Origin of the sequence: Flavobacterium daemonense (assembly GCF_007341385.1) — a bacterium.
Classification (GTDB): Bacteria; Bacteroidota; Bacteroidia; order Flavobacteriales; family Flavobacteriaceae; genus Flavobacterium; species Flavobacterium daemonense.
The window spans coordinates 82,721-107,389 of record NZ_VJYD01000003.1; the positions used below are offsets into that span (position 1 = coordinate 82,721).

15 protein-coding genes are annotated in these 24,669 nt (G+C 36.8%); 13 read left to right on the plus strand and 2 right to left on the minus strand.

Annotation, left to right across the window (positions count from 1 at the left end; genetic code table 11):
* Positions 1 to 64 precede the first annotated feature (64 nt).
* The 12 genes from FND99_RS04960 to FND99_RS05015 all read left to right on the plus strand — a co-directional run bounded on the left by FND99_RS04960 (position 65) and on the right by FND99_RS05015 (position 11,662).
* Positions 65 to 1,609, plus strand: a complete 1,545-nt coding sequence (locus tag FND99_RS04960) for an SGNH/GDSL hydrolase family protein (protein WP_144336881.1) — start codon at positions 65 to 67, stop codon at positions 1,607 to 1,609.
* A 233-nt stretch (positions 1,610 to 1,842) separates the two neighbouring features.
* Entirely contained in the window at positions 1,843 to 3,354 is a 1,512-nt protein-coding gene (atpD, locus tag FND99_RS04965; protein WP_026727486.1) for a F0F1 ATP synthase subunit beta, read from the plus strand.
* Between the two features lie 80 nt (positions 3,355 to 3,434).
* A complete protein-coding gene (locus FND99_RS04970) occupies positions 3,435 to 3,716 on the plus strand; it encodes a F0F1 ATP synthase subunit epsilon (protein WP_144336882.1) in 282 nt (93 codons plus the stop codon).
* 210 nt (positions 3,717 to 3,926) lie between these two features.
* The gene (locus FND99_RS04975) at positions 3,927 to 4,565 is read left to right on the plus strand and encodes an NAD(P)-dependent oxidoreductase (RefSeq protein WP_144336883.1); all 639 of its coding nucleotides are present in this window, start codon (positions 3,927 to 3,929) and stop codon (positions 4,563 to 4,565) included.
* 76 nt (positions 4,566 to 4,641) lie between these two features.
* Positions 4,642 to 5,778 carry an aminotransferase class I/II-fold pyridoxal phosphate-dependent enzyme gene (locus FND99_RS04980; protein WP_144336884.1) on the plus strand — a complete coding sequence of 379 codons (1,137 nt, stop codon included), beginning with the start codon at positions 4,642 to 4,644 and terminating at the stop codon, positions 5,776 to 5,778.
* 210 nt (positions 5,779 to 5,988) lie between these two features.
* A complete protein-coding gene (locus tag FND99_RS04985) occupies positions 5,989 to 6,186 on the plus strand; it encodes a hypothetical protein (protein ID WP_144336885.1) in 198 nt (65 codons plus the stop codon).
* A gap of 54 nt (positions 6,187 to 6,240) precedes the next feature.
* Entirely contained in the window at positions 6,241 to 7,104 is an 864-nt protein-coding gene (locus FND99_RS04990) for a TraB/GumN family protein (protein WP_144336886.1), read from the plus strand.
* A gap of 7 nt (positions 7,105 to 7,111) precedes the next feature.
* Positions 7,112 to 7,615, plus strand: a complete 504-nt coding sequence (locus FND99_RS04995) for an RNA polymerase sigma factor (protein WP_035652894.1) — start codon at positions 7,112 to 7,114, stop codon at positions 7,613 to 7,615.
* A complete protein-coding gene (locus tag FND99_RS05000; RefSeq protein ID WP_144336887.1) occupies positions 7,605 to 8,219 on the plus strand; it encodes a hypothetical protein in 615 nt (204 codons plus the stop codon). The genes FND99_RS04995 and FND99_RS05000 overlap by 11 nt, the downstream gene beginning before the upstream one ends.
* Before the next feature lie 174 nt (positions 8,220 to 8,393).
* Positions 8,394 to 9,011 (plus strand): dethiobiotin synthase, encoded by a 618-nt coding sequence (gene bioD, locus FND99_RS05005; protein WP_144336888.1) that lies wholly within the window; start codon positions 8,394 to 8,396, stop codon positions 9,009 to 9,011.
* A gap of 62 nt (positions 9,012 to 9,073) precedes the next feature.
* Positions 9,074 to 10,345: an adenosylmethionine--8-amino-7-oxononanoate transaminase gene (gene bioA, locus FND99_RS05010; protein ID WP_144336889.1), complete on the plus strand. Its 1,272-nt coding sequence runs from the start codon at positions 9,074 to 9,076 to the stop codon at positions 10,343 to 10,345.
* Between the two features lie 147 nt (positions 10,346 to 10,492).
* On the plus strand, positions 10,493 to 11,662 hold the full coding sequence (locus FND99_RS05015; RefSeq protein WP_144336890.1) for a beta-ketoacyl synthase N-terminal-like domain-containing protein: 1,170 nt from the start codon (positions 10,493 to 10,495) through the stop codon (positions 11,660 to 11,662).
* Between the two features lie 83 nt (positions 11,663 to 11,745).
* Here FND99_RS05015 and FND99_RS05020 read toward each other — a convergent pair whose 3' ends face one another.
* Together FND99_RS05020 and FND99_RS05025 are read right to left on the minus strand one after the other, a co-directional pair.
* Positions 11,746 to 16,254 (minus strand): T9SS sorting signal type C domain-containing protein, encoded by a 4,509-nt coding sequence (locus FND99_RS05020; protein ID WP_162615535.1) that lies wholly within the window; start codon positions 16,252 to 16,254, stop codon positions 11,746 to 11,748.
* A gap of 483 nt (positions 16,255 to 16,737) precedes the next feature.
* Positions 16,738 to 17,208 (minus strand): regulatory protein RecX, encoded by a 471-nt coding sequence (locus tag FND99_RS05025; protein ID WP_144336892.1) that lies wholly within the window; start codon positions 17,206 to 17,208, stop codon positions 16,738 to 16,740.
* 394 nt (positions 17,209 to 17,602) lie between these two features.
* On the opposite strand from FND99_RS05025, the gene FND99_RS05030 reads away from it, so the two are divergent.
* Positions 17,603 to 24,568, plus strand: coding sequence for an Ig-like domain-containing protein (locus FND99_RS05030; protein WP_162615536.1), 6,966 nt, complete (start codon positions 17,603 to 17,605; stop codon positions 24,566 to 24,568).
* Positions 24,569 to 24,669 lie beyond the last annotated feature (101 nt).

The following is a 24,669-nucleotide window of genomic DNA, read 5'->3' on the forward strand; positions in this document are numbered from 1 at the left end:
TCTTTCTGTTTTTTCGAATGAAAAATAAATAGGAAGATGTATTAATTTTTAAATTTTAAACGACATGAAAAAAAATATAAAATGGCTTTTATTGGTTTCTTTAACCTTTATGGCATGTAATAGTGATGATAGTGATGTGCCAGCAGAAGTGCCAGTAGTACCGGGATCGGCAGTATTTACTAAATATGTAGCGCTTGGTGATTCTTTTGCTGCGGGATATAGTGATAATGCCCTTTTCAAAAAAGGTCAGGAAAATGGATATCCAAATATTTTGGCTAAACAATTTTCTGCCGCAGGAGGAGGGGTTTTTACAATACCTTATGCGAATGATAATATAGGTGGATTGTTGTTTAATGGTGCTGTAATTGCTGGACCACGTTTGTATTTTAATGCGACAACAAAGGCTCCGACACCTGTATCTGGGGCTCCGACAACAGAAGTTACGGCGCATCTTACAGGCGCCTTTAATAATATGGGAGTTCCAGGTGCTAAAAGTTTTCATTTGATAGCGGCTGGTTATGGTAATTTGGCTGGCGTACCTTCTGGCGCGGCGAATCCATATTTTGCAAGATTTGCCACCACTCCGTCAACGACTGTGTTGGCAGATGCTTTGGCTCAGTCGCCAACTTTCTTCTCATTGTTTATTGGAGGAAATGATGTTTTGGCTTATGCAACTTCTGGTGGTATAGGAAAAGATCAAACAGGAAATATGGATCCTAAAACTTATGGAGGAAACGATATTACAGATCCGACAGTTTTTGCGAATGTCTATTCTTCTTTGGCTACAGCTTTAACAGCAAATGGAGCAAAAGGTGTTGTTGCAAATCTGCCTTATATTACCACTTTGCCTTATTTTACAACTGTTCCTTACAATCCGCTTAGTCCTAAGCTGTTAATAGGTAAAATCGCGCCGCTTAATGCGCAATTGTACGGCCCTTTAAAACAAGCTTTGACAGCTTTTGGTGCAGGAGATAGAATTAACTTGTTGTCTGAAACGGCTTCTAACCCCTTATTGATAAAAGATGAAAGCTTGAAAGATTTGTCTGCTCAATTAACAGCGGCATTTACTCCTACATTGGGAGCACAGACTGCTGCTTTTTACGGTGCTGTTTTTGGACAAGCAAGACAAGCCAAGGCAACAGACTTAATTATGTTGACTACTCAGAACGATATTAATACAGCTCCGACAGCTCAAAACTCAGGAATTGGCGTTGCTCCTCCGGCTCCATTAAATTCATTTGGAATTACATATCCACTGCAAGACAAGCATGTGCTTATCCCAACAGAGATAGCAGAAGTGAAAAAAGCAACTGATGCATACAATGTAACAATTGAATCAGTGGCAAAATCAAAAGGTTTGGCTTTTGTTGATACAAAAACTGTAATGACTCAACTGTCAAACGGTGGAGTTAAATTCGGAAACTTTACGATGACTTCTGCCTTTGCGGTTGGTGGCGCTTTTTCATTAGATGGAGTGCATCCAAGTGCAAGAGGATATGGTCTAATTGCTAATATTTTTATCGATGCGATAAATGCTCAATACGGTTCGACATTGCGTCATGTCGATTTGGCTACATATCCGGGTCAATACCCGGCGACAATTCAATAATGCCAATTTTTTTTAGTAAAAAGCCACTCATTTTGTAAAATGAAGTGGCTTTTTTTATTTCGTTAAAAAATACAATTTTAGTGATTTGGGCCTCTACTTTTAGGAATCAAACAAAATGATGCTATTTTTTATGAAAAAAAAATTGATTTTATATTTTAAAAAATTATCTTTGCGCTCTGAAAAAAGAGGTATTTTCGATAAACCTAAATAGCTATTTAATAAATACATAAGTAATGTCAAAAGTAATAGGAAAAGTTGCTCAAATCATTGGACCAGTAGTTGACGTAGTTTTCAACGGTAAGGATGTTGAACTTCCAAAAATTTATGATTCATTAGAAATCACAAAAAAAGATGGAACATTATTAGTTCTTGAAGTACAATCTCACATTGGAGAAAACACTGTTCGTACAATCTCTATGGACTCTACAGACGGTTTGTCAAGAGGATATGAGGTAGTTGGAACTGGTAATCCAATTCAAATGCCAATCGGTCCAGATGTATATGGACGTTTATTTAATGTTGTTGGAGACGCAATTGATGGTTTAGGTGAATTGCCAAAAACTGGAGAAAATGGTTTGCCTATTCACAGACAAGCTCCTAAATTCGAAGATTTATCAACTTCATCTGAAGTTTTATTTACAGGTATCAAAGTAATCGATTTGATCGAGCCTTATGCAAAAGGAGGTAAAATTGGATTGTTTGGTGGTGCTGGTGTTGGTAAAACAGTATTGATTCAGGAGTTGATCAACAATATCGCAAAAGGTCACGGTGGACTTTCAGTATTCGCTGGAGTAGGTGAAAGAACACGTGAAGGAAATGACTTGCTTCGTGAGATGTTAGAGTCAGGAATTATTAAATATGGTGATGATTTCATGCACTCTATGGAAAATGGAGGATGGGATTTATCTAAAGTAGATATGCCAGGAATGAGAGAGTCTAAAGCTACTTTCGTTTTCGGACAAATGAATGAGCCACCTGGAGCTCGTGCACGTGTTGCACTTTCAGGATTATCTATCGCTGAGTATTTCCGTGATGGAGCAGGATCTGACCAAGGTAAAGATGTATTATTCTTCGTTGATAATATCTTCCGTTTTACTCAAGCAGGTTCTGAGGTATCGGCACTTTTAGGTCGTATGCCATCTGCAGTAGGTTACCAACCAACATTGGCAACAGAGATGGGTGCTATGCAAGAGCGTATTACATCTACAAACAAAGGATCTATTACATCTGTACAAGCGGTTTACGTTCCTGCGGATGACTTAACTGACCCGGCGCCGGCTACAACTTTCGCGCACTTAGATGCTACAACTGTATTGTCTCGTAAAATTGCTGAGCTAGGTATTTATCCAGCGGTTGACCCGTTAGATTCTACTTCAAGAATTTTGACTCCACATATCTTAGGGGATGAGCACTACAACTGTGCACAAAGAGTAAAAGAGATTCTTCAAAAATACAAACAACTTCAAGATATCATTGCGATTCTTGGTATGGAAGAGTTATCTGAAGAAGATAAACTTGCAGTATCTAGAGCACGTCGTGTACAACGTTTCTTGTCTCAGCCATTCCACGTTGCGGAGCAGTTTACAGGTATTCCAGGTGTATTAGTTGATATTAAAGATACTATCAAAGGTTTCAACATGATTATCGATGGTGAGTTAGATCACCTTCCAGAAGCAGCTTTCAACTTGAAAGGTTCTATTCAAGATGCTATCGAAGCTGGAGAGAAAATGTTAGCTGAAGCGTAATAATTTGGTTGTTAGTTGTTAGTTGTCAGTTGTTAGAAAGCAACCATCAACCATCAACCTCAACTATTAACTAAAAAGACATGATTTTAGATATAGTATCACCAGAAGCAAAATTATTTTCAGGACAAGTGACCTCAGTTACAGTTCCAGGAGTTGATGGAAGCTTTCAAATTTTAAATAATCACGCTCCTATTGTTTCTATTCTTGAAAAAGGAACTGTAAAAATTGTTGCACCAAGCTTTAATTTTTCTAAAGAGGTAGCTGGTAAATTTGTGAGAGTTAATGACCAAACTTATACTTTAGAGATTGCGTCAGGTACAATCGAAATGAAAGACAATAAAGTAATTGTTTTAGTTGACTAATAACAATTTCAGAATATTTTAAAACCATTCACTTTTGTGAATGGTTTTTTTATTTTCAATGCTTTTTGAAAATTATTTTTTACTTTTGAAGTATTAAAATCTCTTTATAAAATATTGATTTTGTTGTAAAGGCTCAGTAAGCTTTTGCGTTTTTGTTTTATCTGTTTGATAAAGCAAGATTACTTATGTCAAATTTTATGAAGAATATCTATGGAAAATATATCAAAAGTCGCCGTTCTTGGTGGCGCAGGAAGAACTGGAAACTATCTTATAAACCAGTTGTTAAATAAAGGATTTTATGTAAAAGCATTAGTTAGAAATCCTGAAAATCTAACCATTCAAAATTCACATTTAGAAATTATCAAAGGCGATGCTGTTGATGAAGAAATTATTCGGTTATTATTAGCAGATTGTCAAGCGGTGGTGAGTACAATTGGTCAAAGACCTGGTGAGCCTATGGTTGCAAGTCAGTCGGTAAAAAATGTGCTAAAAGCCATGAAAGAATTAAATATTGACCGCTTTGTTTTATTGGCAGGATTGAATATTGATACGCCATTTGATAAAAAAAGTCCAAAGACGATTATGGCAACTGACTGGATGAAAACTAATTTTCCAATAATTCAGGAAGATCGTCAAAAAGCGTATGATCTTTTAGTTCAAAGCGATGTTGGCTGGACGCAAGTTCGTGTTCCGTTTATTGAGTTTACCGATGAAAGCTCTGAAATTGAAGTAAATCTTGAAGATTGTTTAGGAGATAAAATTACTGCATCTGATATTGTGGTATTTATGGTTGAAGAAATGACCGAATCAAATTACAGTCGAAAGTCGCCTTTTATAAGCGCAATTTAAAATAAACCAGAAAACAGCGGGAACATCAAATCCCGCTGTATGTTATTTCAAATTTCAATTTCATAACTTTGCTTTTATGAAATTACCTGAAAATCTTATTCAAAAGCTTGAAAACAGAAAGCAAAATAACTCGTTGAGAAAATTACCAAGTTTTAATAATCTTGTTGATTTTTCTTCAAACGACTACATTGGATTTTCTAAATCGGAATCTGTTTTTAGACAATCTCATCATTATTTGATCGAAAATGAGATTATTCAAAATGGCGCGACAGGTTCAAGATTGATTTCTGGAAATCATTCTTTGTATCAGATTGCAGAATCGTTTATAATGCAATTTCATGAAGCTGAATCAGCTTTAATATTTAATTCGGGTTATGATGCCAATGCGGGTTTTTTTAGCGCCGTACCGCAGCGAAATGATATTATTTTGTATGATGAATTAAGTCATGCTTCCATTCGTGACGGAATTGTTATGTCAAATGCAAAATCGTATAAATTCAATCATAATGATTTTGAAGATTTAGAACGATTGATTTTAAAGTTTCCTGATACGAATATTTATATTGTTACAGAAACCGTTTTTTCAATGGACGGCGACAGTCCTAATTTAGAAGAATTAGTGCAGCTGTCTGAAAAATACAATTGTTACTTAGTTGTTGATGAAGCCCATACTTTAGGCGTTTTTGGAGAAAAAGGTGAAGGACTTATGCAAAATCTTAAGCTGCACAATAGAATTTTTGCCCGAATTATGACTTTCGGAAAAGGTTTGGGTTGTCATGGTGCGGTTGTGCTTGGAAGTCTGGAACTGAAAGAATATTTAGTCAACTTTGCCCGAAGCTTTATTTATACAACTGGATTATCACCACATTCGGTTGCGACAATTTTGGTTGCTTATCAACATTTGGAAATTGAGAAAGAAACAATAGACAAACTCCGTCAAAATATTGTATTATTTAATCAGCAGAAAAATTTATTTGGCTTAAAGCCAATGTTCGTCCGTAGTAAATCGGCAATTCAGTCGGCGATTATTCCTGGCAATGAAAATGTAAAACGAATTGCGCAGCAATTGCAAGACAAAGGCTTTGATGTCAAAGCAATTTTATCTCCCACGGTTCCTGAAGGTCAGGAACGTCTGCGTTTTTGTATTCATAGTTATAATACAGAAGAAGAAATTAGCCAGATTTTAGAATTGTTAGGAGATTTTGTTTTTTAAGACTCAGTTGTTGTCAGGCTGAGCGTAGTCGAAGCCCATTTTGATTAGGAAGCCCTTCGACTCCGCTCAGGGTGACATTTCAATCTGTGGGCATTTTTTTCTTCTCTTAAGTATTATATTTCCTCACTTTTTTAAAAAAGTTTAAATTTTTCTGTAACGTTTTGATTATTCGATTACTTACGAGCCGTAATCAAATAAACCAAAATAATTATGAAAACAGAATCAACGTCAAAAAAAGAGAGAACTTCCGACTTTGTATTTATATTTTTTACTTCTCTGGGATTAGGGTACACTTTAGTAAACCATTTTATTTTAGATAAACCAAGAACAGAAACACTCGTTGTAATGATTTGTTTATTTGTGATTTCAATCGCTTCTTGGCAACGAAAAAAAATCATGAAGAAATAACAGCGGGTTTCAATCATCAATCAAAAAATCAATCAATCAAAATCAGTCAACATTATGAAAAAATTATTTACATCGGCAATCGCAATAATCGTATTAGTTTTTAGTGCTGTAGGGCACGCGCAAACAAAATCTCCAAAACTGGAAAACTCTCTTTTATGGGAAGTTTCAGGAAACGGATTGGAAAAGCCGTCTTATTTATATGGAACCATTCATATGATTTGTGGAAGCGATTTTTTTCTTTTAGAAAAAACAAAAAAAGCATTCGGTACAGCAAATAAGTTGGTTTTGGAAATCAATATGGCGGATGCGGCAGAAATGACAACAATGCAAAAAATGGCAATGGGGAAAGAACCGCTGAGCAAACTTTTAAATCCGACACAATTATCACAATTAGATGCTATTTTGAAAAAAACTACTGGCATGACGGTTCAGCAAGTAGATAGTTTTAGTTTAATTACAGTTATGAGTTTGATTTCGATGAAAAGTTTTGGCTGTGCAGATACAAAGTTTTATGAAATGGAATTTATAGAGATGGCTAAAAAAAGAAATATGCAAATTGGCGGTTTGGAAACTGTGAAAGCGCAATTTTCGATTTTTGAAAATGCCTACACAAATGATGAGATGATTACTTTGTTGAGTGATTCAGATCAAGATGAAACAACTAAATTAGTAACTGAATACAAAGCAGAAAATATTGAAAGTTTGTATGATATTATTACAGACAAAAAAGTGACAAGCGAGAAGACAAAAAAGATGATTTTGGATGCAAGAAACTTGAATTGGGTTAATGAAATGCCGGAAATGATGAAAAATGAAAGCGTCTTTTTCGCAGTTGGTTCGGCGCATTTGGGAGGTGAATTTGGAGTAATTAATTTATTAAGAAAAGCAGGATATAGTGTAAAACCAGTAATGAACTAGAACTATTTTGAAAGAAAAAGAACAAGAGTTTTTAAATCGGATAGAAAGTCACAAGGGGATTCTGTACAAGGTTTCAAAAATGTACATGGACAACTACGACGATCAGCAGGATTTGTTTCAGGAAATTGTCTGCCAGCTTTGGAAATCGTATGATACGTTTCGGAATGAAAGCCAATTTTCTACCTGGATGTATCGGGTGGCCGTTAATACCGCAATTGTTTTCCTTAGAAAAGAAAAGAGAAAGGTTGACAAATATGAAATTGCGTCAGAAAATATAAAAGATGATGAGGGTGACTCGCACATAAAAGAAAGTCAGCTGGATCATTTTTATAAAGCAGTTCAGAAATTGGAAAAAATTGACAAGGCTATTATTTTCTATCAGCTAGAGGGCTTTTCTCATAAAGAAATCGGCGAAAATCTCGGGATTTCAGAAGGAAATGCCAGAGTGAAACTAAACAGAGCCAAAGAAAAATTAAAAGAAATAATTAAAAATCAAGGATATGGATTTTAACGATATACAAAACGCATGGAATAATGAAAAGACAGAGAATGTTGTTGTTCCAGATAATTTAGAAAAAATAAATTCGGCCAATACGCCATTAGATAAGATTAAAAAAAATCTGAAAAATGAACTTATTATGCAGTCTGTGGCTGTAGTATTAATTGGTGTTACACCTTATTTATACCGTTTTCCAGAAAAATGGATTGTTCCTTTTTATTTGATGTTTAGCATCTTTGTTGCGGTGTGTGTGTATTACTTAGTTAAGCTTTACATTTTTTATAAAAGATTAAATAAGATTACTTTGAAAACAAAAGATAGTTTGTATGAAACATATTTTGATGTACGGCTTAATATGGAATTATACAAAACCTTCGGATTTGCATTAACGCCATTTATGGTATTGTTTTTAATTGGGTTTTTGTATAATGAATTTTTAAAAAAACCAGGTTTTGATGTTACGAATTTCAGTAATACAGAATTGATAAGTGTTTTTGCAATTGTTGTATTTTGTATTTTATTTATGGGGATTTCGTTGGAATGGTGGGTTCATAAATTTTATGGGAAATATGCCAAAGAAATCAAAAATGTAATTGATCAATTAAAAGAAGAATAAAACAGAACCCATCGTAATTGATGGGTTTGTTGTTTTTATTGGTATTTTTGCATGACAGCCCACAGATAAAACGGATATAACGAATTTACGCGGATTGTCTTGTAGCTGATTGATTGAAAAACAAAAAAATCCGCGATAATCGGTTTAATCCGTGTCATCTGCGGTCTATTAATTATGAAAATATTTATTACAGGAATTTCTACTGATGTTGGTAAAACTGTAGCATCGACAATTGTGGTGGAAGCTTTAGAAGCTGATTATTGGAAACCAATACAAGCCGGAGATTTGGCTCTGAGCGATACGCACAAAGTAAAATCTAAAATTTCGAACTCTAAATCTCAATTTTTTCCAAATGCATACGAATTAAATACACCTGCAAGTCCGCATTTGGCAGCAGAAATTGATGGAATCGAAATTGATTTAAAGAAAATTCAGGAACCAAAAACTGAAAATCATTTGGTTATTGAAGGCGCAGGTGGAATTTTTGTTCCGTTAAACGAAAGTGATACGATTGTAGACTTGATCAAACCTGATTATAAAGTAATTGTAGTTTCAAGACATTATCTTGGAAGTATCAATCATACTTTGTTGACGATTGAGGCTATTCAGCATCGCGGTTTTCAAGTACACGGAATTATCTTCAGCGGAAGCGAAAATAAATCAACAGAAAGTTTGATTCTGAATAAAACCGGAATCAAATGCATCGGAAGAATTGACGAAGAACCATATTTTGATCAAAACGTAATTAAAGAATATGCCGATTTGTTTCGAGAAAACCTTTTGAAAATGTAAAATGTGTTTTGTAAAAAGTAAAATGCTTTTATCTCACATCTAACAAAAAACATTTCACCACTATGACATTAACAGAAAAAGACAGCCAATATCTTTGGCATCCTTATACACAGCATAAAACTTCGCAAACGCCAATTGCAATTTCGAGAGGCGAAGGCGCTTTGCTTTGGGACGAAAACAATAAAGAATACATCGATGCGATTGCTTCTTGGTGGGTAAATCCTTTTGGACACAGCAATAAATTCATCGCCGATGCGATTTACAAACAATTGACTACTTTAGAACATGTTTTGTTTGGCGGATTTACACACGAGCCAGCAATAAAAGTGGCTGAAAAACTGATGGAAATTCTGCCGAAAAATCAGCAGAAAATCTTCTTTTCTGATAATGGCTCAACTGCTGTTGAAGTAGCGATTAAAGTAGCTTTACAGTATTTCTTCAATAAAAATGAAAAACGCACCACAATAATTGCTTTCGAAAATGCTTTTCACGGAGATACGTTTGCGGCAATGGCGGCTAGTGGAATTTCGTTTTATACACAAGCATTTCAAGGAATGTTTATTGATGTTGTCCGAATTCCGGTTCCTGTAAAAGGGAATGAGGAAGCAAGTTTTGAGGCGCTGAAAAATGTAATTGAAAAACATAATTGCGCCGGATTTATTTTTGAGCCTTTGGTTCAAGGTGCGGCTGGAATGGTAATGTATGAGCCAGAAGCATTGGCAAAACTGATTGAGATTTGTAAAGAACATAATGTTTTGACAATTGCCGATGAAGTGATGACGGGCTTTGGAAAAACAGGAAAAACTTTTGCAATGGATTATGTTGATGCAAATCCAGATATGATTTGTTTATCGAAAGCATTGACCGGAGGGACAATTCCAATGGCGATTACCACTTTTACACAAGAAGTTTTTGATGCTTTTTATGATGACGATATCAACAAGGCATTATTTCATGGACACACTTTTACGGCAAATCCAACAGGTTGTGCTGCGGCTCTGGCTAGTATTGATTTATTACAGACGAATGAAATGCAAGCTAACATTGCACGAATAAATAAGAGCCATTTAGAATTTCAGAAGAAGATTGAAAATCATTCGAAAGTAATTACTGCTCGAACGTTGGGCGTTATTTTTGCTGTTGAAATAAAATCAGATTCGGAAGAAAGTTATTATGGTTCAATGCGCACCAAATTATATAATTTCTTTATTGATAAAGGTGTTGTTTTAAGACCAGTTGGGAATATTGTTTACATTTTGCCTCCGTATATTATGACCAACGAACAACTTCAGAAAGTGTATAAAACAATTGAAGAAGCGATAGAAATGGTGTAATTCTGCCCACAGATTAATACAGATCAAACGGATTTTCACAGATTAATCTTTTTAAATCCGTTTAATCAGCGTCATCTGTGTGCCATTTTTTATAATTCTTTTGCGATCTTTGCGGTTAGAAAATGCAATAGGCATAAAATCAATATTTTGAATACAAATAAAATCTCCATAACAGCTTTTTCATCTATTTCTCCATTGGGAAATACTACCGAAGAAGTCTGGGCAAATTATCTGAACGAAAATCACTGCTTTTCAAAACAATTTCTGGATCAGCAGGAAACTTCGGTAGCTCCATTAAGTTCAGATTCAAAGAAGATTATTGCAGATGTCAGAGAATCAGATATTAAATATAAATTTTTAGATGATTCTGTTTTATTTGCTTTGGCAGCATCGCGCAAAGCAGTTGAACAAGCAGGCTGGAGTTCAGATGATGTTTTCGGAATAAATATTGGATCTTCAAGAGGAGCAACAGATCTATTCGAAAAACATTATAAAGAATATATAGATACTGGAAAAGCCCAGACTTTAGCTTCGCCAACTACTACGCTTGGAAATATTTCTTCTTGGATTGCTCATGATCTGCAAAGTGTTGGACCCGAAATTTCACATTCAATTACCTGTTCAACAGCGCTTCATGCTTTGTTAAATGGTGTTGCGTGGCTAAAATCAGGAATGGCTGATAAGTTTTTGGTGGGTGGAAGTGAAGCGCCATTGACCGATTTTACGATCGCTCAAATGAGAGCTTTGAAGATTTATTCGCGTATTGATCAAGATCAGGAATCTTGGCCAAATCTGGCTTTCGATTTTGAGAAAACTCAAAACACCATGATTTTAGGGGAAGGCGCTGCAGTTTGCTGTCTTGAAGCTGGAGAAACAGAAAATGCCATCGCGTACGTGACCGGTGTGGGTTATGCAACTGAAGTGTTGGAACATAATATTTCGATTTCTGCAGAAGCAACTTGTTTTCAGAAATCAATGAAAATGGCTTTAAAAGACGAAGATTTGGAAAGCATCGATGCCATTGTTATGCATGCGCCCGGAACGATTAAAGGCGATTTGACCGAATTGCGAGCGATTGAAAAAGTTTTTGGAACTAAGTTACCTTTATTGACAACCAATAAATGGAAAATAGGGCACACGTTTGGCGCTTCTGGAATTTTGAGTTTAGAATTGGCGCTTTTAATGATGCAGCACGATGTTTTTATTGGAGTTCCTTTTGGAGAAAAGCAAGATCGCAAAAAGCCGATTAAAAAGGTTTTAGTAAACGCTGTAGGTTTTGGAGGTAATGCTGTCAGTATTTTAATTGAAAAAAGATAATCTGATTAGATATTTAGATTTCTGAATAAAAAAAATCCATCTGCCAAAGCGGATGGATTTTTTTATGAAATAATATGATTTATTTATTGAAAAATAATCTTTTTAGAAATTGAAGAACCATTTTCTAAAATAACTTTTGCTATTAAAACTCCATTGCCTGACTGCAAGTTTGAAATTTGCAATTCGGTAGCATTTATTTTTGTCTTGTTATATAGTACTTTTCCTGAAATGTCATAAATGTCTACTTCTTTCAAGTTTTCGTTAGACGAAAGCACTTTTATTATTTTATCTTTTATTGAGACTAAAACTCCATCTTTAACATTTTCAAAATCACCTGTTCCTAATGATTTGTTAGTGTAACGGAGCACAAAACGATCTTGGAAGGTTCCTACACCAGTTGTAAAAGTGTAGTTGCCAGCAGTAAGATCATAGATAACAGAAGTTGTTTTGTCTTCTAAATAAATTTTCTGCGTTTTTAAATCTCCATCAGCCGCGTCAATTGCGATCGTAAAATTTCCTGCAATTGTTGTTCTGTATCCTAGAGGAACAGTGTCACTATCGCTAAATGGCAATCCTCGCCCTTGGATTACAAGTGAGGTATTTTCGTTGATACTGTAAAAATCCAAATATTTATTTCCGTCAAAAGTTTCGCCGTCATAGCCAAAATCAATTTTATTTGTCGCGCCCTCAACATATCCTACAAGCAATTGCTTGAAAGCCCCTTCATCGTTTGTCATGTTAAGCCACAAACGGTGTTTTTCTGTTCCCGTAGTCTTTGCAGTTGCAGGTTTGAAAAATTGACTGTTATTAGTTCCGCCAGATCGCATTGTATTGTCGAATTTGATTGTTCCGGCTGCTTTTGCACCGACAAAAAAGGACTGACCCGCTCCAATTTGGCCGGTTGGCGCTTCGTTGTTATTTCCAGATGTTGTTCCGGTAATGGCAGAAGTTCTTACGCCTCCTGTTACATTATAACTTGCATAATCATCGGCATTATATTGATAAGCACCCGATAAAACTACAAGAGTATTGTGTGTCCAAAAGTACAAGGTTCCTGTTAGTAAATTTTTATTGTTGTTGTCAAGGATAAATTTACTGCCATCTAATGCCGAAGGATATGGATTGCCGACTAAATAGAATTTATCTGCCGAAACAGTTTCGCCTGATAATGTTCCATTGTTAGGAACTCCAGTAAATGTAGCGGTAAAAGCTTGACGTTGTGTGTTCGAATAGTTGTCAGGCCCACGAATAATATACCCTTTACCCACAATCATTTCAGTTGTTCTTGCAACCGAAATCCACTGCGTACCATTGTAAGTAAAATATTTATCTGCCGAAGTTGCAGGCGAAACTCCTGCAAGAGTGTAACCTTTTACAGGGCTTGACCAATAAACGAAGTCGGCTTGACGTATAGGTAAGCTATTGCGGATATAACTAATATTTCCTGTGTTGATTGTTGCATCAGGATTTGTTTGAATTAAACTGGCATTGTTCTCAAAATTTAATGAGCCCGAATCAACGTGAATAAAGTTTGTAATAGTCATCGTTTTGCCGGTTTTTATTGTAACCTTTGCGTTATTGTTTACAGTACAAGAACAGCCTTCGATGTCTTTGTTTAAACTATAATCTCCAGCAAATATCAATACGTCATTTGAAGTTGGGTCTGTATTACCAGTCCAAGATGTACCATTCCATTTTTTTGAACCGTCAATTACGATTGGATCCGTATAAGCAGGTGTAAAAGCAGAGCTAATGGCAAATGCATAAGTTCCAACCGCAAGGCCAGATATCGTCATCGTATTTCCTGTAATGGTATAGGTTGCATTAGTAGTGTTTGGTCCTTGGCGAAGCAACGTTCCTGAATTTGGCAAATTAGTTAAAGTTATACTTCCGGTTGGAACTGCGCAAGTTGGCTGTGTGATAGTCCCCACTGTAGGTGGTGCTGGCGGTGCCGGCGGATCAGTAACCATGATTGTGTTTGTTGCTGGTGTTGCGCCATAGCAACCGTTATTGGCATTACCATTATAACTGTTTTTGTAATTTACCGTTACTGTTTTACTTCCTGTTGTCAACCATTTTAATGTTACTGTATTGCTAGTTAAACTTCCTGAAACAATAGAGTAATCCGTATTTAAAGTTCCAGTCACCGTCCATAAATAACTGTTTTGTCCTGCTTGCGTAGTATAAGTAACATTAGTTTGAGTCACAACATCAGAAGTTGGCTGTGTTGTAAATGTTACTGTTGGCAATGGCTTTACTGTTACTTCAGTTTCAATGGCTTTAAACTCTTGAGCGCAGCCAGTAGTTTGTGCAACAGCTCTAAAGGTTGTGGTAACTGCTAAATTACTTAAAGGATCATTCGCCGCAGGTTGATATTCGATCAAACCTTGAGTTCCCGGAATTGGAGTCCATGTGTTGTTTCCGTCAGTGCTATATTCCCATCGTACAACTTTTGTTGGATAAGAATAAGCGGCACCTTGATTCGGAGCATCAAAATTTACCAATTTTAACTTAGGTGTTGCGGTTCCTTGGCATATTGGTGTTCCTCCCTGTGTTCTTCCTCGGTCTGTGGTAATAACCGAAAAAGACATAGTATTAGAAGTTGCCGGACTTCCTGTAAGACAAGGAGATGCATTAGAAGTCATTACAACTTTAAAGGCGTCTGTACTTGTTACATTATAGGCAAGATAAGAATTTGAAGTTTCTGTAAGCAAAGTTGTTCCATTGTACCATTGATAAGTTGGCGCGTTTCCGCCATTGACTGGCTGCGCTGTAAATCGAACATGAGTTCCTTGGCAAATTGTTGAGCTCGATTGGTCAGACGTAATTGTAACACTAGCAGTTTTGGTTGGATTTACAACCATAGTTATGCTGTTTGAGGTTGCCGGACTTCCTGCCAAACAAGGAGAAGCCGTAGATGTCATCACGCAGGTAACAACGTCATTATTTGCTAAAGTAGAACTCGTATAAGTTGCAGAGTTTGTTCCTGTAGTAACATTGTTTAATTTCCATTGATAACTAGGAGTTCCTCCGTTTGTTGCAGTCGCCGTAAAAGTTACCGAAGTTCCCGGGCAAATCGGTCCTGAAGGTGAAGCTGCAATATTTACGCTTGCAGTTAAAATTGGGTTCACAATAATTCTTCCAGTTGCGTTTGCACTGCCGCTTCCGCAAGTTCCACCTGTTAACGGAATACTATAATCATATGTTCCTGCTGTTGTAGGTGTACCCGAAATTGTAACGGTATTGTTTGCGAAACCTGCGCTAGTTCCTGGAGGTAAATTGCTAGGGGTCCCAATTCCTGTAAATCCTGAAGTAGTATGGGTAATTGCTGTCAATGGTGTATTAGCGCATATTGTTGGAGATGAAGATGCGGCAGAAATTGAATTACCAATTGTTATTAATACAGAATTTGAATAACTGTTGCAATTAGAACCTGTTACGACTGCCCTGAAGTAAGTGTTTGCAGTAAGCGGACCAATTGTGGTTCCTAATAGTGTAGTACTTGCTGAATTGTTTATCTGAGTAGCTGATGTAAATGACGAAGTAGCAGACTTTTCCCAATAAAGGACAGTTCCAGTATTATTTGCAAGTGTTAAATTTGCAGGTGTAGCTCCTGAACATATTGTTTGTGGTGATGAAGCAGAACCACCAACAGGTGCAATAGTGCTAAAACTTCTAGGGGTAGAATAGTCGGTTATTGTACAGCTATTATATCCTCTAACTCTATAGTACAAAGTTCCTGGAGGAAGATCATAAACTGGTGAACTTCCGTTATTGTAGGCTACATCGTAATTTTTATAAATGCCTACGAAATTTGTAAAATTAATGTCCGTTGCAATGTCCAAATAAAATCCCGTTGCATTATTGACGTTGTTCCATGTTAGCATGGCGTAAGTACATTGTGTATTAGTTGCACCAGTTGCATTAGGAGTTTGTTTTATTGTAGGGTTGACATTTGAATAAAGGCTTTTTGTAGACGTCGATGCACAACTATTGGTTGCGTAAACTGTAATGTTGCCACCTTGATTTGGATTTCCAACAGTTACCGTAATGCTGTTTGTTCCCGCTCCTGAATCAATTGACCAACCATTTGGGACTGTCCACACGTAGTTAGTTGCATTGGCAACAGGGGATACAGAATAAACTTGATTTGAAATCTTTTCACATTGTGGAGAAGTTCCGGTAATTTCGCCTATTGTGCCTAAAGCATTGTAAACAGTAATAGTTTTTCTCGAACTTTTAACTTCAGAGCAGCCGCTTTGAGTTATAGAATATATAACATCTGCTGTTCCAGCAGCAATTGCTTTGAATTCACTGTTTCCGACATTTTGCAAAACTGATGGATTTGAAGAAGTCCAAGTTCCACCTCCCCAGCCATTTGATGAAAAAGTTTGATTAGTTCCAACACACATTTTATCGGTATTGCTACTTACTGTTCCGGTACTTGCGGTATTACATTGTGCATTTGCACTATTTAAACTAAATCCTAAGAAAAACGCAACAAAAGCAATTTTAAAACTAAATTTTTCGGCGCGTATTTTTAAAAAGGGGAATAGGGAAAATAAAAAACTTAAAAGTAATTTTCTAATCATATTAAATCGTGGCATTTAATTTTTAAAAATTGTTTTTTTATTTTGTTTTGTTTAACGTTTCTATGCCATAAAATTTTAAAAAAATGAACATCAAAATGAAGCCAAGTAGTCATGTTAAGTGGTTTCAATCAGGATGTTATGCTGGCATAGCATTTAACCTAACAAAGATATATACATCTACGAGTTTCGAAAAAAGATGGTTTTGGAATGGTCGAATAATCGATGAAGTGTTTGTATTAATCGTTGAAATGCACATAAAAAATGCACAATCTGTGGAAATTCTTATAAATGCTTAAAAAATATTATAAGAAAAGTCGCAACATATCAAGTAAAATTGCTAAGTTTTTACAATTTAATAATTGAAAACGTCTGATATACTGCGTTATTCGCAAGAAACGGACATTTGTATAGGAAAGTATTTTCTGATAAATGACGACCTTTCAGAAGAAGTTTAATGTAATTGAATTGTAAGAAAAACGGAAGTTATTCTCTCTCAAGTTCTTTTGCTTTTTCATAAACAAAATTGCTCTCATAACCGCGACGAAGAAGATAGTCGCAGAACTTTTTTCTTTTCTTTAGCAGATTTTTTTCTTGGATGCTGTTCCAGCATTTTTCAGAAAGTTCATTGAAGGTAATTTCATATTCTTCGGCCGATATTTCTTTTAATGCCAAATTGATATTTGTGGAAGAAATGTTTCGGAGTTTGAGTTCGTTAGTAATTCTGATTTTTCCCCAAGATTTCATGCGATGTTTTCCTCCAGCGAACGAACAAGCAAATCGGGTTTCGTTCAAAAAGTTTCCTTCAATTAGCTGAACCACAATTGAATCAATCTCGTCTGCTGTCATTTTTAAGCTGTATAATTTTGAAACAACCTCGTCGTGACAGCGTTCCTGATACGCACAAAAGTGTTCTAATTTCTGTAAAGCTTCTTTTGGTGTGCAAATTAAATTCATATGGTTTTTCTTGCTTTTTAACTATAAATGCTAAAAATAGTCATTTTGTTGTTAAATTTTATGATAATTTTCTTCGTTTTCTCAAAAAGAAAATTGCTAAAATGTTGTGTGTGTGCGGAATTATAATATTTTTGTACGATAATATCACGAGCTGAATTCGGTTTGAAAAACAGGATTTTAGCCTTTGATAATAAGAGTTTTAAAAGCCAAAATTAAAGTATTGCCCCAAATTTGCAATGCAGTTTTGTTTCTTTTTAACGCCAAAAACAAATTTAATACCACGCCCTATATGATTCGAAAACTACTTTTGTTCGTTCGTTCTTTATTTTTTAATTTTTCTAATTCTTCTAAAAAAAGATCTTTTACCCCGAGTTTAAGGATACTTTGTTTGGGGATGTTTTTTGTTGTTTCGTTTGCGAATGCAGCTACGATTACCGTTAGTTCAAGTACTACTTGGAGTGCTCTTAATCCTAATTCTACAGACGATATTGTCGTTCGAGGCGGTGCAACATTAACTATTGATGTAACAAATGCAACTTGTGCAAGTTTACAATTAGGAAGAGCAGGGGGAAATGGTGCAGAAACTGGTACTTTAACTTTTGCATCTACAGGAAGTCCTTCACTTACTGTATCGGGTGCCGTTCTCATTGGAGGAACATCAACTGGTAATGGAATTACAGGAACTGTAACATTTACGAACGGATCTACCATGACTGCAGGAAGTTTGCGGTTAGGAGGAAGTAATGGAGGGAACACAGGGACAGTTACAATGAGTGCTGGAGGAACATTGATTATCGGAGGAAATATAACTATAGGTGCGGATTCGGGTACTTGGACTCCAGGCACAGGAACGGTTATTTTGACAGGAACAAATACGCTGCCTGCTACCAAATTCACATCATTTAATAATTTATATATTACAGGCGGAACTACGACAATGGGGACGGACTTAAACGTAACCGGCAACCTTAATATTCTTGGTGGTGGCTTAACAGCAAACGGGTCTAAATTGGCAGTTACTGGAAATCTTGTATTTGCCTCAGGTACGACTATGAATTTAGGAAATGTTAATACTCACACTGCGGGAGCACTTGCCTTTGCAAGTAGTTTTCAGACTGGTGGAGTTTGGGGAGGTAGTAACAGTTCAGCAGCAAATAAAAGCGCAACTTATTTTGGAACAACTGCAACAGGGAGAATTACAGTAAGTGCAGCCTCATGTACTGCAGGTTACTGGTCAGGATTGACAAGTACAGATTGGAATACGCCTTCGAACTGGTGTAGTAATGCAGTACCTTCATCATCAACAAATGTTGTGATACCAGCTGGAACACCATTTTCTCCTTCTATTTCTGCATATACAGCATCAGTTAATAATTTGACAATTAATGCTTCAGCTGCTTTGACGTTGGTTAGTAATTCTAATACGGTGCTAAACATCAGTGGTAATTTTGTAAGCAATGGAACATTTAGTGCAAGTGGCTCATTGAGTAAAATTAACTTTGTGGGAGGTAATCAAACTGTTGCTGGTGTCACATATAGTAATTTAACTCTTTCTCCACCATCACCAACAGGATCAGGAACAAAAACATTTTCAGCCGCGGTTACTGTAACTAATCTTTTAGCTATTGAAACAAATGTTGTTGCATCGCTGGGAAGTATTCAGCATTATGCAGGAATTTTAACACTTGGGGGAGCGGGACCGCTTTCGAATTCATGGGGTAGTACAAGTTCTAACCCGGTTGCCACAAATACAAATAATACTTTTTTTGACACATCATCGGGTAGAATTAATATTAATGGCAGTATTCCTTATCCTGCGATTGATAATAATTATGCATGGTACGTAAATGGAAATTCGGGTGATATGGCCGGAACATCTGGAGAGTATGGCAACGCAGCACATACAATACCAGGTTCAGTAACGCTTTCAGCCCCAATAGGCTCAGCTTTTATTAATGTTAAATTTGCAAGTTATGGTTTGCCTGGCGGAACAAGTCCAAATTTCACGATTGGTTCTTGCCATGCTTTTAATAGCCGTGCTGTAACCACAGGCTTATTGGGTAGCAATGTCGCAACAGTTCCTCCAGGAGGAGCAGCTTTTAATACTACTTTTGGAGATCCTTGTCAGGGTGTGGTAAAATCATATAATGTAGTGGCGACTTATGCACAGCCTTTTTGTACAACTGGAGGAGTTCCTCAAATTATTATTAACGGATCTACACCAACAGGAGGAAATGGGACTTACACTTATTTGTGGGAGAAAAGTACTTCTACTGATCCTACCACCGGTTATACTGCAGCTTCGGGAACTAACAACGGTGTAAGTTATACAGTTCCAGCTAATACAATTACCGGAACAACTTATTACAGAAGAACGGTTACATCAGGTATTTATTCTGATGCTACAATTGTTATTATACAAGTAGTAACAGGTGCTCCAACCCAACCTGCAGCAGGATCATTTACTTCTACAACTTCTTGTGCAGGTACAACCACCCTTTCAGTTGGTAATAGTGGTTCACTTGGTGGATTGGGAGGATATGTAGAGTTTTATTCCGATTCATGTGGAGGAACTGTAGTAGGAACTTCAAATACTATTCCTGCTAGTGTTGTAGTTAGCCCTACAATGGGTAATTTAACTTACTATGTACGATATAAAAATAGTTGTGATATGACTGCTGCATGTCAATCTACAACGGTTGCAAACACAACGATGTCAATTTCAGCGGCGTCGAGCGCCACAGATTTATGTTATAGCACTACCGCACAAAATGCTCTATTAAATTATTCTGCTACAGTAGGTAGTCCTAATCGTTACAGTATAGTGTGGAATGCAGCTGCATTGGCGGCAGGATTAGTAAATCAAACAGATGCTACATTTGCTTTTGGAGCAGGATCTGGAACAATAAACACGATTGCTGTACCAGCCAATGTTCCAGGAGGAACGTACACGGGAACTCTTACTGTTAAAAACGCTACGTCAGGATGTGTAAGTTTTATGAATACTTTTACCCTTTTAATAAAACCGTCACCAACCGTAGTAGTAAGCGGTACTACAACAGTTTGTTTAAATTCGGCGTCGCCAAATATAACTTTTACAAATCCACAAGCTTTACCAATTACTGTAACTTATAAGATTAATAGTGGAGGGAACCAAATCATAAATTTGGCGGCAAATACTACAGCAACAGTTGCTGCGCCAACTTCAGTCGCCGGAGTATTTGTTTATAATTTGGTCAGTGCGGTTTATCAATCAGGACCAACATGTTCAAGCACACTCGCAAGTTCAGCTACAATAACGGTAAATTCAACACCAACAATTACATTAGCCAAAACAGATGAAACTTGTGCTGCATCTAATAATGGTACTATTACGCCATCTATTTCGGGAGGGTTAGCTAATATTCGATATATTAAATTAACCCAAAAATACGTTAATGTAGATGCTTATCAACAAGTTGCAGAAATTGAAGCTTTCGAAATTTTTACAGGTACAAATGTTGCGCGATCTTCAGTTGGAGCAACGGCTACAGCAAGCTCAGTTTATTCAGCCGCATACCCTGCGTCAAGTGCTATTGATGGTGATAATTCGGGAGTTAATAATTTTTGGCATAGTGCAACACCAAATACTAACGAATATATTTTAGTTGATTTAAAAGCTGGTAAAAATCTTGATTATTTAAAAATTTATAATCGTACTGATTGCTGTGCACAAAGAGGTCAAAACATGTTGCTAGAACTTTTAGATGCAAGTAATAATGTAGTGTATTCTAAAACAATAGATTTGTATCAATCTAATACTGTTACAAATGTTACATTAAATGTCTTAGATGTTTCTTGGTCTGATGGTGGCACTACTTTGAATAGAACTGGTTTAGATGCCGGAACTTATACTTTGAGTTATGCTGATGGCGCAGGTTGTTCCACTAGTTCACCAGCCAGCATCGGTACAACTTATCCAGATGCAGCTGTAACTTCGGTGACGGGTCCAAGTTCGATTTGCATTGGCGGTACCGCAACAACTTATACAGCTAATGGAGTTGTTTTAGGAAATGGAACAGGTGCTTGGAATAGTACTACTCCATCAGTCGCAACTGTTGATGCTTTTGGAAAAGTCACAGGAGTTTCTGCGGGAACAACTACTATTACATACACGATAACAAGTGGATGTGGCGGAACGAAATCAGCTCAAATTCCAATTACAGTAAATGCTAATGCAGCTGTATCTTCGGTGACAGGACCAAGTTCAATTTGCATTGGTGGTACTGCAACAACTTATACCGCTAATGGAGTTGTTTTAGGAGGTGGATCTGGCGCTTGGAACAGCAGCAGTCCTAGTGTCGCAACAGTTGATACTTCTGGAAATGTTACAGGTGTTTCGGCTGGAACAACTATTATCAAATACACTATAACAAGTGGATGTGGCGGAACGAAATCGGCACAAATTTCAATTACAGTTAATGCTACTGCAAATGCAGGAACAGTTACGGCAGGTATTAGTCCACAATGTATTGGGGGGACAACAACTTATACTGTCTCCGGTCAAGTTTTAGGAGGCGGAACAGGCGGTTGGACAAGTGATAACACATCAGTAGCTACAGTTGTTGCATCGACAGGAGTTGTTACTGCAGTTTCAGCCGGAACAGCCAATATAATTTATACAGTGAATGGAGGCTGTGGAAACACAGTGTCGGCATCAAAACCATATACAGTTAATGCTAATGCAAGTGCAGGAACCGTTACAGCGGGAATCACTCCACAATGTATTGGTGCCACTACGACTTATACTGTTTCTGGCCAAGTCTTAGGAGGCGGAACAGGTAGTTGGGCAAGTGATAACGGAGCAGTCGCTACTGTTAACGGATCTACAGGAGTTGTAACGGCAGTTTCTGCAGGAACAGCAAATATAATTTATATGGTGACAGGAGGCTGTGGAACTTCAGCTCCAATAACAGCATCAAAACCATATACTGTTATTGCTAATTCAGCAATAACCTCAGTAACGGGACCAAATTCAATCTGTATTGGAGGCACCGCAACAGCTTACACAGCAAATGGAGTTGTTTTAGGAAGTGGAACAGGCGCATGGAGTAGTAGTACTCCAACAGTTGCAACAGTTGATGCTTCAGGAAATGTTACCGGAGTTTCGGTAGGAACAACAAATATTACTTATACCATATCGAGTGGATGCAACGGTAATGTATTTGCTCAAAAATCGATAACAGTCAACCCGGTTCCAACAGTAGCCGCAATCACAGGAGGCGCAACATCAGTTTGTGTTGGAGGAACAACTCCAGCATTTGCAAATGCAACACCGTCAGGAGTATGGTCTATTATTAACGGAACAGGTTCAGCAACTATTAACGCATCAGGAGTTGTTACAGGTGTTACAGCTGGTAATGTAGATGTAGTATATACCGTGACAAACGGCAGTAGTTGTTCAAAAAGTTCAACTACTCCTTTAACAATTAATCCAAATTATCCAGCACCAATTGTTGGAACACCATCGCGACCAAGTTGTGCTGCAAATGGAGCTAGTGTATCAATTAGCGGTTTGCCGGCTTCAGGAAATTTATTGCAAGATGACGGAACAACCGTAACTACAATTCCATTTACGTCAAGTTCAATAACGGTTTCACAATTAGCGCCAGGGACTTATAAATTTGGTGTTAACAACGGTTGTACTGTAACCTACTCGGCGGCTGTTAATGTAGTAGCAAATACATTTACTGGTGGTACTTCTTGGTCATATGGGACACCTCCAACTTCAGATGAATACGTAAATTTTGCAAGTGGTACCACTATTAGTACAGATGCGACCTATTGCTCTGTAACGGTAAGCAATGGCGCTGTAGTAACAGTTGCATCAGGAATAACCCTAACAGTAACAAAAGGTGTGCATGTGGTGGGTACAGGAAGTAATTTAATTTTTGATGATACTTCAACTTTAATACAGAATAATTCTAGTAATACTTTAAATACAGGTACGATTAGATATAACCGATATGCAGGCAAAATTCGCCAGGCAGATTACGTTTACTGGTCATCTCCCGTTAAAAACCAAGTCTTAGGTGCACTTTCATCAGCAACAGCATCAGATAAATATTTTGCTTTCGATGGTACGAAATGGGTATTTACACCTAAAACTTCATTGATGACTGTAGGTAAAGGATATATTATTCGCGGACCTGATACTTACTCAAATACAAGTAAAACTGATTTTACAGGAACTTTCGTAGGAACTCCTAATAATGGTGACTTTACTGGAGAAGCTATGGTTGGAGGAAACTTTTATTTATTAGGTAACCCATATCCTTCAGCATTAAGTGCAGATCTTTTTATACTTGAAACTACTAATAAAACTTTATTGGATGGAACCCTTTATTTCTGGACACACAATACACCAGTAGTTTTGGTAGGGGCTTATCAATATCAGACAGATGATTATGCGGTCTATAATTTGAGTGGAGGAGCGGGAACTGCTGCAGCTCCTTCGGGAACAAAACCAGGTCTTGATACTCCAAATAAGACAATACCAAATGGTAAAATTGGCGCAGGACAAGCGTTCTTTGTAGGAACCATTGCTTCTGGTAATGTCAAATTTACCAACTCAATGCGACTTTCAGGCGATAATAACAATCAGTTCTTTAAGCCTGGCAAAACAGCAAAGACTGCAGCAATTGAAAAACATCGTGTGTGGCTGAATATGACTAATGATGGCGGTGCTTTTAAACAATTATTGGTGGCTTATGTTGACGGTGCGACAAATAATTACGATAGACTGTTTGATGGAAAAACTTTCGACGGAAATAAATTCCTTGATTTCTATAGTATTAACGATAATGAAAATTTAGCAATTCAAGGGCGTGGTTTGCCATTTAATGATGCTGATCAAGTGCCATTGGGTTACCGCACTACAATTGCTGGAGATTTTACAATTGCGATTGACGGGGTTGATGGTAATATGACAACTCAGGCTATTTATGTTGAAGATAAAAAGACAGGTACAATCCATGATTTAAGAGAAAGCAATTATACTTTTACTACCGAGATAGGAACGTTTGAAGATCGTTTGGTTCTTCGATACACTAATAAATCTCTAGGAACTGGAGATTTTGAAAATGTAGATAAAGGCATTACGGTTTCTGTTAAAGATAAAGCTGTTAAAATACTATCTTCAAATGAAGTAATTAAAGAGATTACGATTTTTGATGTAGCGGGCAAACAGCTTTATGATAAAAAGAAAGTAGGAACAACAGAATTATTGATCTCAAATTTACAGTCTGGAAATCAAGTTTTACTAGTGGATATTACACTTGAAAACGGATACAAAACGACAAGAAAAATTATCTTTCAATAAATAAAAAACTAATCTTAATACTTTAAAAGCCATTTCTCTTCTTGAGAAATGGCTTTTTTTTGATCGAAATATCACTAAAAGTGGGTATTGTACAAGTAGAA

Coding starts and splice junctions, on each gene's coding strand:
- FND99_RS04960 (WP_144336881.1), top strand. CDS start 65: ATGAAAAAAAATATAAAATGGCTTTTATTGGTTTCTTTAACCTTTATG.
- atpD (WP_026727486.1), top strand. CDS start 1,843: ATGTCAAAAGTAATAGGAAAAGTTGCTCAAATCATTGGACCAGTAGTT.
- FND99_RS04970 (WP_144336882.1), top strand. CDS start 3,435: ATGATTTTAGATATAGTATCACCAGAAGCAAAATTATTTTCAGGACAA.
- FND99_RS04975 (WP_144336883.1), top strand. CDS start 3,927: ATGGAAAATATATCAAAAGTCGCCGTTCTTGGTGGCGCAGGAAGAACT.
- FND99_RS04980 (WP_144336884.1), top strand. CDS start 4,642: ATGAAATTACCTGAAAATCTTATTCAAAAGCTTGAAAACAGAAAGCAA.
- FND99_RS04985 (WP_144336885.1), top strand. CDS start 5,989: ATGAAAACAGAATCAACGTCAAAAAAAGAGAGAACTTCCGACTTTGTA.
- FND99_RS04990 (WP_144336886.1), top strand. CDS start 6,241: ATGAAAAAATTATTTACATCGGCAATCGCAATAATCGTATTAGTTTTT.
- FND99_RS05000 (WP_144336887.1), top strand. CDS start 7,605: ATGGATTTTAACGATATACAAAACGCATGGAATAATGAAAAGACAGAG.
- bioD (WP_144336888.1), top strand. CDS start 8,394: ATGAAAATATTTATTACAGGAATTTCTACTGATGTTGGTAAAACTGTA.
- bioA (WP_144336889.1), top strand. CDS start 9,074: ATGACATTAACAGAAAAAGACAGCCAATATCTTTGGCATCCTTATACA.
- FND99_RS05020 (WP_162615535.1), bottom strand. CDS start 16,254: ATGATTAGAAAATTACTTTTAAGTTTTTTATTTTCCCTATTCCCCTTT.
- FND99_RS05025 (WP_144336892.1), bottom strand. CDS start 17,208: ATGAATTTAATTTGCACACCAAAAGAAGCTTTACAGAAATTAGAACAC.
- FND99_RS05030 (WP_162615536.1), top strand. CDS start 17,603: ATGTTTTTTGTTGTTTCGTTTGCGAATGCAGCTACGATTACCGTTAGT.